This is a genomic window from Streptomyces javensis, from assembly GCF_039525925.1.
GTDB lineage: Bacteria > Actinomycetota > Actinomycetes > Streptomycetales > Streptomycetaceae > Streptomyces > Streptomyces asiaticus.
The window spans coordinates 144,232-158,886 of record NZ_BAAAIF010000017.1 but is presented as its reverse complement, the minus strand read 5'-3'; the positions used below and the strand labels follow the sequence as shown (position 1 = coordinate 158,886).

13 protein-coding genes are annotated in these 14,655 nt (G+C 70.5%); 11 read left to right on the top strand and 2 right to left on the bottom strand.

All coding sequences use genetic code 11. From position 1 onward, the window contains the following. From ABD329_RS18130 to ABD329_RS18100, 7 genes are all read left to right on the top strand, one after another. On the top strand, positions 1-1,055 hold a 1,055-nt coding region (locus ABD329_RS18130), incomplete at its 5' end, for an alpha/beta fold hydrolase (protein WP_344316644.1). A gap of 18 nt (positions 1,056-1,073) precedes the next feature. Then, positions 1,074-1,643 (top strand): hypothetical protein, encoded by a 570-nt coding sequence (locus tag ABD329_RS18125; protein WP_198280126.1) that lies wholly within the window; start codon positions 1,074-1,076, stop codon positions 1,641-1,643. 229 nt (positions 1,644-1,872) lie between these two features. Beyond that, positions 1,873-2,478, top strand: a complete 606-nt coding sequence (locus tag ABD329_RS18120) for a hypothetical protein (protein ID WP_198280127.1) — start codon at positions 1,873-1,875, stop codon at positions 2,476-2,478. Then, positions 2,475-3,629 carry a peptidoglycan-binding protein gene (locus tag ABD329_RS18115; RefSeq protein ID WP_198280128.1) on the top strand — a complete coding sequence of 385 codons (1,155 nt, stop codon included), beginning with the start codon at positions 2,475-2,477 and terminating at the stop codon, positions 3,627-3,629. Before ABD329_RS18120 ends, ABD329_RS18115 begins: the two co-directional genes overlap by 4 nt. Continuing rightward, complete coding sequence (locus tag ABD329_RS18110) at positions 3,626-4,390, top strand: ABC transporter ATP-binding protein (RefSeq protein ID WP_198280129.1); 765 nt, start codon at positions 3,626-3,628, stop codon at positions 4,388-4,390. The genes ABD329_RS18115 and ABD329_RS18110 overlap by 4 nt, the downstream gene beginning before the upstream one ends. After that, positions 4,387-5,589: an ABC transporter permease gene (locus ABD329_RS18105; protein ID WP_344316642.1), complete on the top strand. Its 1,203-nt coding sequence runs from the start codon at positions 4,387-4,389 to the stop codon at positions 5,587-5,589. Before ABD329_RS18110 ends, ABD329_RS18105 begins: the two co-directional genes overlap by 4 nt. A gap of 195 nt (positions 5,590-5,784) precedes the next feature. Beyond that, a complete protein-coding gene (locus ABD329_RS18100; protein WP_344316641.1) occupies positions 5,785-7,158 on the top strand; it encodes a cation:proton antiporter in 1,374 nt (457 codons plus the stop codon). Here the strand turns inward: ABD329_RS18100 and ABD329_RS18095 are convergent. Together ABD329_RS18095 and ABD329_RS18090 are read right to left on the bottom strand one after the other, a co-directional pair. Next, positions 7,145-7,906 (bottom strand): polysaccharide deacetylase family protein, encoded by a 762-nt coding sequence (locus ABD329_RS18095; protein ID WP_344316640.1) that lies wholly within the window; start codon positions 7,904-7,906, stop codon positions 7,145-7,147. The genes ABD329_RS18100 and ABD329_RS18095 overlap by 14 nt on opposite strands. A 41-nt stretch (positions 7,907-7,947) precedes the next feature. After that, positions 7,948-9,333, bottom strand: coding sequence for a glycoside hydrolase family 10 protein (locus tag ABD329_RS18090; protein ID WP_344316639.1), 1,386 nt, complete (start codon positions 9,331-9,333; stop codon positions 7,948-7,950). Positions 9,334-9,697: 364 nt separating this feature from the next. Here ABD329_RS18090 and ABD329_RS18085 point away from each other — a divergent pair, with 364 nt between their 5' ends. The 4 genes from ABD329_RS18085 (at position 9,698) to ABD329_RS18070 (ending at position 14,655) form a co-directional block, all read left to right on the top strand. Continuing rightward, the gene (locus tag ABD329_RS18085; RefSeq protein WP_344316638.1) at positions 9,698-10,600 is read left to right on the top strand and encodes an MBL fold metallo-hydrolase; all 903 of its coding nucleotides are present in this window, start codon (positions 9,698-9,700) and stop codon (positions 10,598-10,600) included. A 40-nt stretch (positions 10,601-10,640) separates the two neighbouring features. Beyond that, entirely contained in the window at positions 10,641-12,137 is a 1,497-nt protein-coding gene (locus ABD329_RS18080; protein ID WP_344316637.1) for a carboxylesterase/lipase family protein, read from the top strand. A 237-nt stretch (positions 12,138-12,374) separates the two neighbouring features. Beyond that, positions 12,375-13,664, top strand: coding sequence for an ABC transporter substrate-binding protein (locus ABD329_RS18075; protein ID WP_344316636.1), 1,290 nt, complete (start codon positions 12,375-12,377; stop codon positions 13,662-13,664). A 52-nt stretch (positions 13,665-13,716) separates the two neighbouring features. Further along, positions 13,717-14,655: a carbohydrate ABC transporter permease gene (locus ABD329_RS18070; RefSeq protein ID WP_344316635.1), complete on the top strand. Its 939-nt coding sequence runs from the start codon at positions 13,717-13,719 to the stop codon at positions 14,653-14,655.

Here is a 14,655-nt window from a genome sequence, read left to right as displayed (position 1 = left end):
ACGCGCTGCCCATCACGGTGAACGGCAAGCTGGACCGGGCCGCACTCCCCGCTCCCGACTTCACCGGCGTGGCGAGGGCGGGACGTGGCCCGGAGACGCCGACCGAGGAGCGCCTGTGTGCGCTGTTCGCCGAGGTGCTGGGCCTGGAGGAGGTGGCGAGCACCGAGGCGTCGTTCTTCGAGCTCGGTGGCGACTCGATCCTCGTGATGAGGCTGATCGCGCGGATCCGGGCCGCCTTCGGCGCCGAGGTCAGCATCCGCGCGCTGTTCACCGCTCCGACCGTGGCCGACGTGGCGCGGCTGCTCGACGGTGCGGAGGACGGCACCGCGCACACCGACTCCGACGACACCGGTCTGTTGGTGCCGCTCCGGACCGGAGGTGACCGTCCGCCCGTGTTCTGCGTCCACCCGAGCACCGGGCTGGGGCGCTGCTACGCGGAACTCACGGACCACCTGCCACCGGACCGACCGGTCTACGCGTTGCAGGCCCGCGGTTTCGGAACGGATGAGTCACTGCCGCGGACGGTCGAGGAGATGGCCGCGGACTACGTGGCGAGGATCCGGACCGTGCAGCCGGCCGGGCCCTATCACCTCCTCGGCTGGTCATTCGGTGGCACCGTGGCCCATGCGATGGCGGCGCTGCTCCAGCAGCGGGGCGAAACGGTGGACCTCCTGGTCAGCCTCGATGGCTACCCCGGCGTAGACGAGGCGGGGCCGACCGGTGAGCCCGATGGCGAGCCCGCCGAAGGGCCCCGCGGCGGGCGGCGCAAGCGGGTGCGGATGCTCTCCGAGATCCAGAGGGTCAACGCCAACAACATCCGGCTCCTCCAGCACCACACGCCCGGCGTCTACCGCGGAAACCTGTTGCTCTTCGTCGCCGCGGAGGGTCGGCCCGCGTCGGCCCCCGCGCAGTCGGCTTCGGACAGCTGGGCGCCATACGTCGACGGGCATATCGAACCGGTCCGGATCGCCTCCGATCACGACGGGATGCTCACCGGAGAGCCCCTCGAAACGATCGGTCGGCTCATTTCCGCGCAGCTGCTGACGAAGAATTAGCGAGAGGGTGGAGAGAGTATGGACGAGAAGGAGAACGCGGCCTCGGGCGAGCCGCCCGAGGGTACGCGCCGACAGGGCAGATTGGGCATTCTGCTCGTTTCGCTGGGGGCCGCTCTCGCGATCGCGATGGTGGCGGGCGGATTGGGTTTCGCGCTCGGCTCCGACGATTCTCCGAAGTCGTCGGGGAGTGCCGGGGCGGGGGACAAGAAGGCCAAAAGCATGGCCTTCGTCGAATGCCTTCGGGACAACGGTGTGCCGGACTTTCCCGACCCCGCCGCGGACGGCTCCATTCTGCTCGACCCGAGCAGCGGCATAGACGTCAAGGGCGATGCGTACAAAAAGGCGGAGAAAGCCTGCGAGCGGCTGATGCCGGAAGGGCGCCGGGCTTCCCCGCCGCCCGGTGGGATGCCCGATCTGACGAAGTACGTGGACTGCATGCGGAAGAACGGCGTGCCCGACTTCCCCGACCCGAAGGGTGGCGGCTTCGCCCCTGAGGAGGCCGGGATCGATGTCAAGTCGCCCGGGTTCCGGGACGCCCACAAGGCTTGCGAGCAGCACCTGCCCGCCGGGGCGCCGGGCCCGGCGTAATCCCGCGCGATGCCCTGCCCGGTGCCTGCCTGGTGCCTGCTGGGTGCCTGCCGAGCGCCGCCCCTGCCCCGGTCCGCCGAACCACCCGTCCGGCGGCCCGGGGCTTCCGCATGCCCTGCGGTCCGGGACCTGCGCATCTCCGGCCGTAGCCCCCACTGAAACCTCGGCGAAACCGCCCCCTCGCTAAAACAGGAAGTACAGGAAATCCCGAAGGAATGGGGACAGTGGCATGGTGGTTATCACGGAGCGGCCGTCGGATGGCAGTGCCGCACCCAAGAAGAGGCTGCGGCGCACCACCGCACTGGCGGCGCTGCTGACCGGGGTCGCCCTGCTCGCCACTGCCTGTGGCGACAACGACGAACCCGATAAGAGCGTGGCCAGCGTGGGCTCCGGGAAGAACTCGCAGTCCAAGCAGCCGGCGGCCGGTGCACAAGGGGACGGGCTGAAATTCGCGGAGTGCATGCGGAAGAACGGCCTGCCCGATTTCAAGGACCCGAAGCCCGGTGAGGGCATGGGCGTCGGAATTGACCCGCAGTCATCGGAGTTCAAGAAGGCGGAGAAGGCCTGCAAGCAGTACATGCCGGCCCCGCCCCCGCAGGAAGGTGGTGGCGGTCCGGGGGACGTGTGGCCGACCGAGGACAAGCTCAAGTACGCCAAGTGCATGCGCAAGAACGGCGTGCCCAGCTTCCCCGATCCGGACGAGAGCGGTGGCTTCAAGCTGGAGGTCGACCCGACCACACCGCAGTTCAAGAAGGCGGAGGACGCCTGCAAGCAGTACCAGCCCGAGTCCCTGCGCAACATGGAGCCCAACAAGCAAGGCGGGGGCTCGGCGTGAGTGCGACCCAGACCCCGACCGAGGACGAGGAAGCGAGCCCCCCGGAGCGGCAGAGCGCGCCACCACCGGCGCGGCGCAAGCGGCGCGGGCTGACCGCGATCGTCGTCGTGGCGATCGTGGTCGCGGCGGGCGCGGGCGTCGTCGTGGCCGATCCGTTCAAGAAGTCAGAGAAGGACTCGTCGGCCAGGACCAGCGCCCCCACCGGGCTGGCGAAGGTCACCCAGGGCTCCCTTTCGGCCCGCACCCTGGAGAACGGGACGCTCGGCTACGCGGGTTCGTACGACGTCGTCAACAACGCCAAGGGCACCATCACCAAGCTCCCCGCCGTGGGCGATGTGATCAGCCAGGGCAAGGTGCTCTACCGCGTGAGCGGCAAGCCGGTGGTGCTGCTCCAGGGCGCCGCCGAGCCGGTCTACCGCGATCTGGCCTACGGCGCCGAGGGCGCCGATGTGCGGCAGCTCAACGCCGCGCTCGTCAGCCTCAAGTACGCCACCAAGGCACAGATCGACCCCGACTCGGACTACTTCAGCATGCAGACCTACTACGCCCTCAAGGAGCTCCAGGAGGACGTCGGTCTGAAGGAGACGGGTGAACTGTCCCTCGGGCAGGCGGTGTTCCTGCCCGCCGAGGAGGTCCGGGTCATCAAGTCAGGGGCCGTACGCGGTGGCCCGGCCGGGCAGGGGCAGAGCGTCCTCCAGGTCTCGTCGACCAAGCGGCAGGTGACCGTCGAGCTCAACGCCAGCCAGCAGACCGGAGTGGCGGTCGGCGACAAGGTGACCATCACCCTTCCCAACGGCAAGTCGACCGATGGCGAGGTGTCATCGGTGGGGAAGGTGGCGAAGCAGGCCGATGACAAGACCACGATCGAGGTGCAGATCAAGCCGAAGGACCCGAAGGCCACCGGCGGGCTCGACCAGGCGCCCGTCCAGGTGGCCATCGTGTCCGACACCGTGAAGGACGTGCTGTCGGTGCCGGTGAACGCGCTGCTGGCGCTCGCCGGAGGCGGTTACGCCGTCGAGGTCGTGGAGGCGGGCGGCAAGCACAAGCTGATCCCGGTGCGCACCGGGCTCTTCGACGACAGCGAGGGCAAGGTGGAGGTCAGCGGCGCCGGACTCGGGGTCGGCCAGAAGATCGCGGTGCCCGCCTCATGACCGGCGTGGAGACCGAGACGCGGCCGGTCGACGTCCGGACCAGCGGCGAGGCGGTGCTGCAACTGGAGGACGTGACCAAGGTCTATCCGGGCGCCTCCCCGGTCGTGGCGCTGGACGGGGCCGGATTCACCATCCACCGGGGCGATCTGGTGGCCATCGTGGGCCCCTCCGGCTCCGGCAAGTCGACCCTGTTGCAGGTCATGGGCACCCTGGACCGGCCGACCTCCGGCACGGTTCGGGTCGTGGGGGAGGACGTGGCCGCGATGTCCGACCGGGCGCTGGCCGGGCTGCGCGCCACCCGGATCGGCTTTGTCTTCCAGCAGTTCTTCCTGGCCGAACACGCCACGGCGCTGGAGAACGTGGCGGACGGGATGCTGTACTCCGGTGTCCGGCGTCCGGCCCGGCTGTCGGCGGCCGCCGCGGCCCTGGACCGGGTCGGCCTCAGCCACCGGATCCACCACCGGCCGTCGCAGCTGTCGGGTGGTGAGCGGCAGCGGGTCGCGATCGCCCGTGCCCTGGCCGGTGATCCGGCGATCGTGCTGGCCGACGAGCCCACCGGCAACCTCGACAGCGTCGCGGGTGCCGCGATCTTCAAGCTGTTCAAGGAGCTCAACGCCGAGGGCACCACCATCGTCATGATCACCCACGATCGGGAGCTGGCCGCCCGGCTGCCGCGCCGGATCGAGGTGCTCGACGGCCACATCGTCGCGGACGTCATGTCGGCGGAGGACCCGCTGGACATCGAGAGGCGGTTGCCATGACCTCCACGGCCCCCGCCCCCGGCCGGCTCCACCCCGCCGACCTGGGCCGGACCGCCAGCGTGGGCCTGCGTACCCGCCGGATGCGGGCCGCCCTGTCGGCGCTGGGCATCGCCATCGGCGTCGCCGCCATGGTGGCGGTGCTCGGGCTGTCGTCCTCCTCGCAGGCCGGGCTGCTCGCCGAGATCGACAAGCTGGGCACCAATCTGCTGAAGGTCACTCCGGGCCAGTCGCTGGGCGGCGGGGACGCCAAACTCCCCGTCGAGGCGCCCGGCATGATCTCCCGGATCGGCCCGGTCGAGGCGGTGCAGAGCACCGGCAAGACCGATGCCGAGGCGTACCGCAGCCCGCACATCCCGAGCCTCAACACCAACTCCCTCTCGGTGAACGCCGCCAGCCTGCGCCTCCCGGCCGCGGTGCGCACCTCGATGGCCCAGGGCAGATACCTCAACGCCGCCACCGCGCGGCAGCCGGTGGCCGTCCTCGGCTGGGACGCCGCCAGCCGGCTGGGCATCTCCCGGATCCACCCGGGCATGCGCGTGTGGGTCGGCGGCCAGTGGTTCTACGTGTCCGGGGTGCTCAAGCCCGCGAAGCTGACACCGGAGATCGACTCGGCGGTGCTGGTGGGCTACGAGGCCGCGAAGAAGTACCTGGACTTCGACGGCCACCCCTCCACGGTGTACGTCCGGTCGGACACCGACCAGGTCAAGGAGGTCCGCAACGTCCTGGCGGCCACGGCCAACCCGCAGAACCCCAGCGAGGTCAGCGTCACCCAGCCGTCGGCGGCGCTCGAGGCCCGGGCCGCCGCGCGGTCGGCGCTGGACGGACTGTTCCTCGGGCTGGGGGCGGTGGCCCTGCTGGTCGGGGGCATCGGGGTCGCCAACACCATGGTGATCTCGGTGCTCGAACGCCGCTCGGAGATCGGCCTGCGGCGGGCGCTCGGCGCCACCCGTGGCACCATCCGGTTGCAGTTCCTCTCCGAGGCGATCCTGCTCGCCATGCTCGGTGGCGCGGTCGGGGTGGTGCTGGGCACGCTGGCGACGTTCGTCTACGCGGGCGTCAAGGGCTGGGAGACCGTGGTCCCGGTCCTCGCCTGGGCGGGTGGACTCGGCGCGGCCGTGGCCATCGGTGCCATCGCCGGGCTGCTGCCCGCCCTGCGGGCGGCCCGGATGCCCCCCACGGAGGCGCTGCGAACCGTCTGAACCGAGCCGCCCGGCACCGTGGTGAATCCCCCGTCCCGGTGCCGGGCTCCGGGCTGCCCGATCCGGGGGCCACATACGGCCGTGGTCGCACGCGGTCGGCGTCGGTCCCGCGTCCAGACGTCCAAGTGCGCATTTCCGTAAGGGAGTTGGTTCCCCGAGACTGGGCGGAACCGGTGACGGGGGAGGGCCTTGGCCATGAGCGGCAGCGCGCTGGAAGAGACCATCCGGGATGTGCTGGTCGGCCTCGCCGTGGTCGTACCCGCGGCCGTCGTCTGCGGGCGGATCGCCCAGCGGCTGCGGCAGCCGGCGGTGCTGGGGGAAATCGCCGCGGGCCTGATGCTGGGGCCCAGTCTGCTGGGGCTGCTGCCCGGGAATCCGACCGCGGTCCTCTTTCCGGACCAGGCCCGCCCCTTCCTCCAGCTGCTGGCCCAACTGGGCCTCGTACTCTTCATGTTCGGGGTGGGATACCACCTCGACGTGGCACAACTGCGGGGCCGGGGACGCCAGGTGGTGTCGGTCTCGCTCAGCTCCGTCGTCCTGCCGTTCGCCCTGGGCACGGGCCTGGCCGTCGCCTTCGCGTCCTGGGGCCTCACCGGGCAGGGGCGGATGGGGCTGCTCGGCCCGGCGCTGTTCCTGGGCGCGGCCATGTCCATCACGGCCTTCCCGGTGCTCGCCCGCATCCTGACCGACCACGGTCTGGCCCGGGAGCGCATCGGCACCATGGCGCTGGCCTGCGCCGCCCTCCAGGACCTGCTGGCATGGGGCATCCTCGCCGTCGTGGTCGTCGTGGTGAACGCCGACGGCTCCTGGCCGCTGGCCCGGATGGCGCTGCTGTCCACCCTCTTCGCCATCGGCATGCTGTACGTGGTCAAGCCCGCACTGCACCGGCTGCTGGCGCCCGAGCGGTCCTGGAACCGGGACGGCACACTGGTCCAAGGCGTGGTCTTCAGCGGTCTGCTGCTGTCGGCCTGGGCCACCGACGCGATGGGACTGCACACGGTGTTCGGCGCCTTCCTCTTCGGTGCCGTCGTACCGCGCCGCCTGCTCGAGGCCCACACTCCGGAGGTGCCCGCGCGCATCGAGCAGTCGAGCCTGCTGCTGCTCCCGGTCTTCTTCACCGTCACCGGGCTGTCCGTCGACTTCCGGGGACTCGGCGGCCAGGGCCTGGCCATGCTGCTCGCCGTGCTCGTCGCGGCCTGCGCGGGCAAGTTCATCGGTGCCGCGGCCGCCGCCCGGCTCACCGGGGCCACCCCACGGCAGGCGGTCACCCTCGGTGTGCTGATGAACGCGCGCGGGCTCACCGAACTCGTCCTGCTCAACGTGGGCCTGGGCCTCGGAGTGATCGACGGCCGTGTCTTCACCGTGATGGTGGCCATGGCCGTGGTCACCACGATGATGACCGGCCCGCTGCTCCAGCGCCTGTTGCCGGCGCCCCCGTCACGCACCGCCTACCGCGGTGGCGAACACGGGGGCGCCGGGGGCGCGGCGGAAGCCGAGGCGGGGCCGCGGCCGCTGCCGCGCGACGCGGCCGGAAGCGGTCAGCCGGATACGGCGCTCAGGGAGCCGTGACGACCGCGCCGCCACCCGCCCCGGCGGTGATCCTGCCGGGGCACAGCCCCCGTGCCGCGAGCCCGCTGAGGATCTGCAGCACGGCGGCGACGGTGGTCTGGTACCCGCCGTCGTGCATGAGGATGATGCTGCCCGCCCGCATGGTGGCGGCGGCCTGGACGATCTGCTGGGTGCCGGCCCCGTTCCAGTCCTGGGAGTCCACGCTCCACAGCACCTCGGTCAGCCCGAGACGGGCCTCATCGGCCTTGACCTGCGCGTTGGTCTCCCCGTACGGCGGCCGGAACAGAGTGGGTGTCTGCCCGGTGATGCGCCGGATGGTGTTCTGGGCGCCCGCTATCTCGTTGTACGCCGCCGGCTCGCCGATCTGGGTGAGATGGGGGTGCGACGTGGTGTGATTGGCGATCCACATGCCCGCCGCCTGCTCGGCCCTGAGCAGATCCGGATGCTGGTCGGCGTGGAGCCCCCAGATGAAGAAGGTGGCCTTCGCGCCACCCGCCCGCAGGGCGTTGAGCAGCGCCTGGGTCGACGCCGGATTCGGCCCGTCGTCGTACGTCAGCCCCACGTATCCGTTGGGGCAGTCGGCCCAGGCCCGCTCGGTGTGCGCCGCGCCGTGCGTGGCCGCGGGCGACGGCGCGGCGGAGAACCCCGCCAGGGCGGCCGTGGCCGCCGCGACGAGTGCGAACCGCCGCGCTTTCCCGGTGCTTCTAGTGGCTGCGCGTCTTGCCGCGGCCTTCCCGCGTCCGGTCATGGTCCCTCCTGTAAGTGCGGGTGTGGTCCCCTGCCGGCCGGCTAGGAGGCGACGCACGAGCCGATGGTGGGGGCCGACCAGTCCCCGTTCGCCATGACCGTGAAGCCGAAGCTGGTGGCCGCTCCGGCGCCCAGGTTGCCGTTGCCGTTGGGCCTCATCGTCATGACCTTGCCGCTGCCGTCCCAGCTGGGAGTGCCGCTCCAGGTGGTGGAGACGCTCTGCGCGGAACGCACGGTCACCGTCACCGTCCAGCTGCTGATGGCGGAGTTTCCGGCCGTCACCGTCACCTTGCCGTTGAAGCGGTCGCCCCACCGCTGCGTCTCGGAGTACGACGCGGTGCACGACTTGTCGCCGCCGTCGCCACCACCGCTGGTGCCGCCCAGCGCGGTGAGCACCGCGGTGTAAGCGGGCTTCTTGGCGTAGTTGTTGTCGAACAGCAGCGGGGTGCCACTGGCGCGCCACGAGTACTTGTCGGTGACACCCCATACGGTGATGCCGGTGCAGCGGGACACGGCCAGACACGCCTGGGTGACACGGCGGTAGCTGTCGGCCTGGGCCGTGCCGGAGCCCTCGATGTCCAACTCGGTGATCTGCACATCGACGCCGAGGTCGGCGAAGCGCTGGAGGTTCTGCTGGTAGTCGCCGGGGACCGGGGACTGGCCGTTGAAGTGCGACTGGAAGCCGACGCAGTCGATCGGCACACCGCGCGCCTTGAAGTCCTTCACCATGTTGTAGACGGCGTTGCTCTTCGCGTTCTGGCCGTCGGTGTTGTAGTCGTTGTAGCAGAGCTTGGCGCCCGGATCGGCCGCACGCGCGGTGCGGAACGCCTCCTCGATGAAGCCGTCGCCGAGCTTGTCCTGGAACGGTGAACTGCGCCGGGCACCGCTGTTGCCGTCCTGGAACGCCTCGTTGACCACGTCCCAGGCGAGGATCTTGCCCTGGTAGTGCTGCATCACCTTGGTGATGTGGTTGTTCATCGCCGAGCGCAGCTCGGTGGCGCTCAAACCTCCTACCCAGCCGGGGAGTTGGGAGTGCCAGACCAGAGTGTGGCCCCGGATCTTCATGCCCTTGCCCTGGGCGTGACTCACGATCTGGTCGGCGCTGCCGAAGTTGAACGAGTTCCGGGAGCTCTCGACGGCGTCCCACTTCATCTCGTTCTCGGGTGTGATGGCGTTGAACTCGGTGTCCAGCGTGTTGGCGTACGCGGCTTCGCCGAGGTGGTTGGCGGCCACGGCGGCACCGAAGTAGCGGCCCTTGGCCGCCGCCGCGCCGCCCAGGGTGCTCGCGGCGCTGGCGGGACCGGACAGGGCCAGGACACCGGCCGCGGTGAGGAGGCCGACGACGCCGAGGCTGAACGCCCTTCGGACGCGTAACCGGGGACGGCGATCTCCGCGCTCCTGGCGGGCCTGACGGGAATCGATGACCATTGCTGTCCCTTCTTCGCGGGCGGGTGGCAGTGCTGTGCCGATGGGCAACGATCGATGCGGAGTATGCTGCGGGGCCGTCGCAACGTCAACGCTTCTTCCGGAACGATTCCGGTAGAAACTTCGGCTGGTGTTGCCGCTACATCGCCTCTGATCTGCGACTCACTGATGTATACGCATGGTCATCGGCGATGCAAAGGATCTAGCGCCATCAGTCTCCGAAAAGTTTTCGGTGCGGCGATGACGTGTTATCGGTCGTGCTGCCCGCCTCCGTCGGCGAGTGCAGTCAGGTGACGGATACCGCCCATGACCCCCTCCGACGAGGATTCTGCCGCGAATCGACATCTCATGAACAAGGTGAATATCCATGCAGCAGATAACCCTGGGCGATGTCACCGTCACACGCGTCGAGGAATACTACGGATCCGTCGACCTGACGTCCCGGACCTTCTTTCCGGAAAGCCCTGAGGAGGTGTGGAAGGACAACGCCTCCTGGCTGGCCCCGGACTTCTACGATCCCGGCACCGATAACGTGCGGTCCGCGATTCAGACCTGGGTCCTGCGCAGCGAGGGCAAGACCATTCTCGTCGACACCGGAGTGGGCAACCACAAGCACCGGCCCTACGCACCGGTGTGGAGCTATCTGAACACCGACTTCCTGGGGAATCTCGCCAGGGCCGGGGTGCGGCCGGAGGACGTCGACCTCGTGGTCAACACCCATCTGCACGTCGACCACGTGGGCTGGAACACCCGTCTCGACGGTCGGCAGTGGGTGCCGACCTTCCCGAACGCCACATATCTCATCCCCGAGCGCGACTTCGAGTTCTGGAATCCGGAGAACGAGCACAAGCCACTGCTCGGCAGGGGCAATCAGAATGTCTTCGAGGATTCCGTCGCCCCCATCCGGGAAGCGGGCAAGGCGCTGCTGTGGGACGGCAGCCTCGACATCGACGCCAATCTCCGTCTGGAACTCGCCCCCGGACACACACCGGGATCCTCCCTGCTCGCTCTCGATTCCCGGGGCGATCGCGCGCTCTTCGTGGGGGACCTGCTGCACAGCCCGGTGCAGATCGCCGATCCCGACACCAACAGCTGCTTCTGCGAGGACCCGGCCGAATCCCGCGCCACCCGCCGCCGGGTCCTCGGCCGGGCCGCCGATCGACACGCCCTGGTCTTCCCGGCCCACCTGGGCGGCCACGGCGCCGCCGAGGTGCGGCGCGAGGGCGACACGTTCGCCGTCAAGGAATGGGCCGCCTTCGCACGCCTGTGACCGGTGGCCGGAGAGATACCGAGGAAGAGACGCACCACGCATGACGAACCACACCCACGCCCCCGTCGTCGTGACCTCCCACGGCGCGGTCCGCGGCCGCCAGGAGGAACACGCCACCGTCTTCCGGCACATCCCCTACGCCGCACCACCGCGCGGCGCCGCCCGGTTCGCGCCGCCGGCGCCGCACCCGCCGTGGGACGGTGTCCGGGACACCACCGCCGGGGGCCCCACGGCACCGCAGCCGAAGCGCGACGCATTCGGCCGGCTCGACATGTCCCCGTACTTCGGACCGGGCTGGGTCCCGGGCGAGGACTACCTCGCGGTGAACGTCTGGACGCCCGACACCACACGCGACGACCTGCCCGTGATGGTGTTCGTGCACGGCGGCGGCTTCGTGGCCGGGTCCACCCGGTCCGAGCTCTTCGACGGCACCGCCTTCGCCCGGGACGGCGTCGTCCTGGTCACCCTCAACTACCGGCTCGGGGTGCCCGGCTTCCTGCACCTCCCCGACGCCCCCGACAACCGCGGCCTGCTGGATGTGGTCGCGGCGCTGCGCTGGGTCGGGGAGAACATCGCGGCGTTCGGGGGCGACTCGTCCCGGGTGACGCTCTTCGGCCAGTCGGCGGGCGCCACCATCGTGGGCGCGGTGGTGGCCGACCCACGGGCCGAAGGGCTCTTCCAGCGGGCCATCATCCAGAGCGGCAGCGGTCTGGGGGCGTTCAGCCGCGCCCAGGCGAGCCGGGTCACCCAGGCCCTCGCCCGTGCCCTGGGGACCGCCGCGACCGCGGAGGCGCTGGCGTCGGTCCCCGACGAGCGCTTCGTGGCGGCCATGCCGCGACTCGCCGGGATCGATCTCACGGTCGACGGGCGCTTCGACCCGCTGATCGGCCTGAGCACGTTCAGCCTCGTCCTGGACCAGCAGCCGGCCGAGGCCGTGGCCACCGGACGTGGCGCGGGCGTCGATCTGCTGCTCGGCACGAACGCCGAGGAGGGCAACCTCTATCTGGCCCCCTCGGGCCACCTCACGTCCTCGACCGAGGAGGACGTCCGCGCCACGGCGGCACGCTCCCACCCCGCCCCCGAGAAGCTGGTGGAGGTCTACCGCCGGGAGCGGCCAGGGGCGTCCCCGGGCGAGCTGCGGGCCGCCATCATGACGGACGCCCTGTTCGGCGCGGGCACCCGGCGGCTCGCCACCGCCCATGCCCAGCACCCCTCGTCGCGTACCCACGTCTACGAGTTCGGCTGGCGGTCGGAGGCGCTGGCCGGGCGGCTCGGCGCCTCGCACGTCATGGAGCTGCCGTTCGTGTTCGACCGCACCGACCTGACACGGCTCCACGGTCCCGAGGCGATCCTCGGCCCGGCCGGGCCGCCCGCCGACCTCGCCTCCCGGGTCCACGCCACCTGGATCCGGTTCGCGAGGACGGGCGACCCCGGCTGGCCGCCGTACGACAGCGTGCGCAGGACGACCATGCGGATCGCCGAGACATGGACGCAGGTGGCCGACCCCGGCGCCCAGGTGCGGCTGGCCTGGGAATAGCGCCACCGCGGGTGCGTCGTCACGGACCCGCCACCACGGACGACCGCGCACCATCCGCTCCCCACCACGGACGACCCGCACCCCATCCGCTCCCCGCCGCGGATGGGGTTCCGCGGGTCCGGTGTGTTTTCGGTCCCGGCAAGGGCTTGACCAGAGGCGAAGTGGCTCCTACATTCCTCACACCCTCGAGGTAGATCGATTAACCACTCGTTAACCGCCTGGTTGGAGACCCCCGCAGTGCACTCACCGCTGACTCGGCGCGGCTTCCTCGCCGCCGGTTCCGGCCTCGCCGCCGCGACCGTCCTGCCTGGCCTTTCCGCCTGCTCCGCGCTCACCGGCGCGGACTCCGATCCCGATACGCTCGTCGTGCACAGCCAGCTGGGCACCACCGCCCCGGGATCCCCCACCTACCTCGCGGCCCTCGACCGGTTCCGCAAGGAGCATCCGGGACTCAAGGTCAAGAACCTCATCAACGGCGACGACCTCGCGCAGGTCTACGAGACCTCGCGGCTGGCCCGCAAGGAGCCGGACGTCGTCATGGTCAACCTCTACGACAAGACGCTGGCCTGGACGGACGTCGGCGCCACGGTCGACGTCAAGGGCTATCTGGACGACTGGGGGCTGCGGGAGCGGGTGCTTCCGCAGGCGCTCGCCGAGTGGACCGACGCCAAGGGCAGGGTGCGCGCCTTCCCCTACTTCGCCACCAACTGGCCGATCGCCTACAACCGGGCCCTGCTGGACCGCGCGGGCGTCGACGCGATACCCACCACGGGCGACGAGCTGATCGCCGCGGCCCGCAAGCTGCGCGCCAAGGGGATCGCGCCCGTGACCGTCGGTGGCAACGACTGGACCGGGCAGAAGCTGCTGGCCCAGATCATCCAGACCTACCTCACCGAGGACGAGGCCCGGCACGCCTACACCACGGGGGACTTCGGAGCCAAGGGCGCCCGCGAGGGCATCGAGTACTTCGTGACACTGCGCGACGCCGGTGTCTTCGCCGACAAGGCCCAGGGCCTCACCTCGGATTCGATGACCACGCAGTTCAACACGCAGGCCGCGGCGATCGAGTCGGCGATGTCCTCGGCGCTGGCCAAGGTGCCCCCGAAGGTGGCCCGGCACACCGAGGTCGGCGGATGGCCGCTGGCCGACGGCGCCGCGCACGAGAAGCCCACCATCCTGCGCACCTACACCCTGATCGGGTTCTGGATCAGCCCGAACGGCACCAAGAAGATCGACGCCGTCGAGAAGTTCCTGCGCTTCATGTACCGGCCCGACACCGTCGCCCGGTTCATCAAGGAGAGCGGCCGCGACATGGCGCTGCGCTCCGACACCGTGAGCACCGATTTCCCGCTGGTGGCCGCGGCCCAGCGGCTGGGCTCGACCGTGAGCCAGGCGCTGCTGCCCGATGTGTACGTCCCGCCCGCCGCCGCCCAGCCGCTGATCACCGCGACCAGCACCTCCTTCACCCGCGGCACCAGCGCCGCGAAGGTCCGCGCCGCGCTCGAGACCGCGTACCGCTCCGCGTGAACCGCCCGCCCGTTCGCTCATATCCCGAGCCCGACTCCACGGGAGCCACCTCATGACGACGCTGACGTCGCCCCCGGGCGGGGCCGCGATCCGCCACCCCGCACCACCCGCCACCAAAGGCCGTAGCGGCACACCCCGGCAGGGCGGCACGATCCTGGCCGTCCCGGCGCTGGTCTGGTACGCGGTCTTCATGATCGGCCCGGTGATCGCCATCTTCGTGATCGCCGCCCTGCACTGGCCGGGCATGCTCCAGCCGGTGTCGTTCGCCGGGCTCGGCAACGTCCGCACGGTCCTGGACGACCCCGTCTTCTGGGACGCGGTGCGCAACACCGCCGTCCAGCTGGCGGTGGCGCTGCCGATCATGATCGTGTGCGCCTACATGCTGGGCTACTACGTGGCGCAGAAGCCGCCCGGACACCGGGTGATCCGCTATCTGCTGTTCATCCCCGGCCTGATCTCCACCCCCGCCAAGGCCATGGTGTTCTACGCGGCGCTGTCCCCGGACGGACTGGCCAACGGCGCGCTCGAGTCGGTGGGGCTCGGCTCGCTCACCGACGCCTGGCTCGCCTCGCCGTCCACGGCCCTGGCCTGTCTGATCGCCCTGGACGTGTGGAGCGGGATCGGCTTCACCGCCGTCCTGTTCGCCGCCCGGCTCGACAGCGTCCCCGACGACCTCGGCGAGGCGGCCCAGCTGGACGGGGCCGGGCACTGGCGGACCATGTGGCGCATCCACTTCCCCGTGATCCGCGACTACGTCGGCGTCGTCACCATGTTGCAGTTCCTGTGGACCCTCTTCGGCTCGGCGCAGCACGTGCTGCTGCTCACCCAGGGCGGTCCCGGCAGCTCGTCCACGACGCTGTCGTTCCTCGTCTACCAGAAGGCGTTCATCGCCGCCGACCTGGGCTACAGCCAGACCGTCGGCGTCATCCTCTTCCTGGCCGGGCTCGTCGGGCTGCTCACCATCCGCCGCGCGTTCCGCCAGAACTACTGA

Coding starts and splice junctions, on each gene's coding strand:
- ABD329_RS18125 (WP_198280126.1), top strand. CDS start 1,074: ATGGACGAGAAGGAGAACGCGGCCTCGGGCGAGCCGCCCGAGGGTACG.
- ABD329_RS18120 (WP_198280127.1), top strand. CDS start 1,873: ATGGTGGTTATCACGGAGCGGCCGTCGGATGGCAGTGCCGCACCCAAG.
- ABD329_RS18110 (WP_198280129.1), top strand. CDS start 3,626: ATGACCGGCGTGGAGACCGAGACGCGGCCGGTCGACGTCCGGACCAGC.
- ABD329_RS18105 (WP_344316642.1), top strand. CDS start 4,387: ATGACCTCCACGGCCCCCGCCCCCGGCCGGCTCCACCCCGCCGACCTG.
- ABD329_RS18100 (WP_344316641.1), top strand. CDS start 5,785: ATGAGCGGCAGCGCGCTGGAAGAGACCATCCGGGATGTGCTGGTCGGC.
- ABD329_RS18095 (WP_344316640.1), bottom strand. CDS start 7,906: ATGACCGGACGCGGGAAGGCCGCGGCAAGACGCGCAGCCACTAGAAGC.
- ABD329_RS18090 (WP_344316639.1), bottom strand. CDS start 9,333: ATGGTCATCGATTCCCGTCAGGCCCGCCAGGAGCGCGGAGATCGCCGT.
- ABD329_RS18085 (WP_344316638.1), top strand. CDS start 9,698: ATGCAGCAGATAACCCTGGGCGATGTCACCGTCACACGCGTCGAGGAA.
- ABD329_RS18080 (WP_344316637.1), top strand. CDS start 10,641: ATGACGAACCACACCCACGCCCCCGTCGTCGTGACCTCCCACGGCGCG.
- ABD329_RS18070 (WP_344316635.1), top strand. CDS start 13,717: ATGACGACGCTGACGTCGCCCCCGGGCGGGGCCGCGATCCGCCACCCC.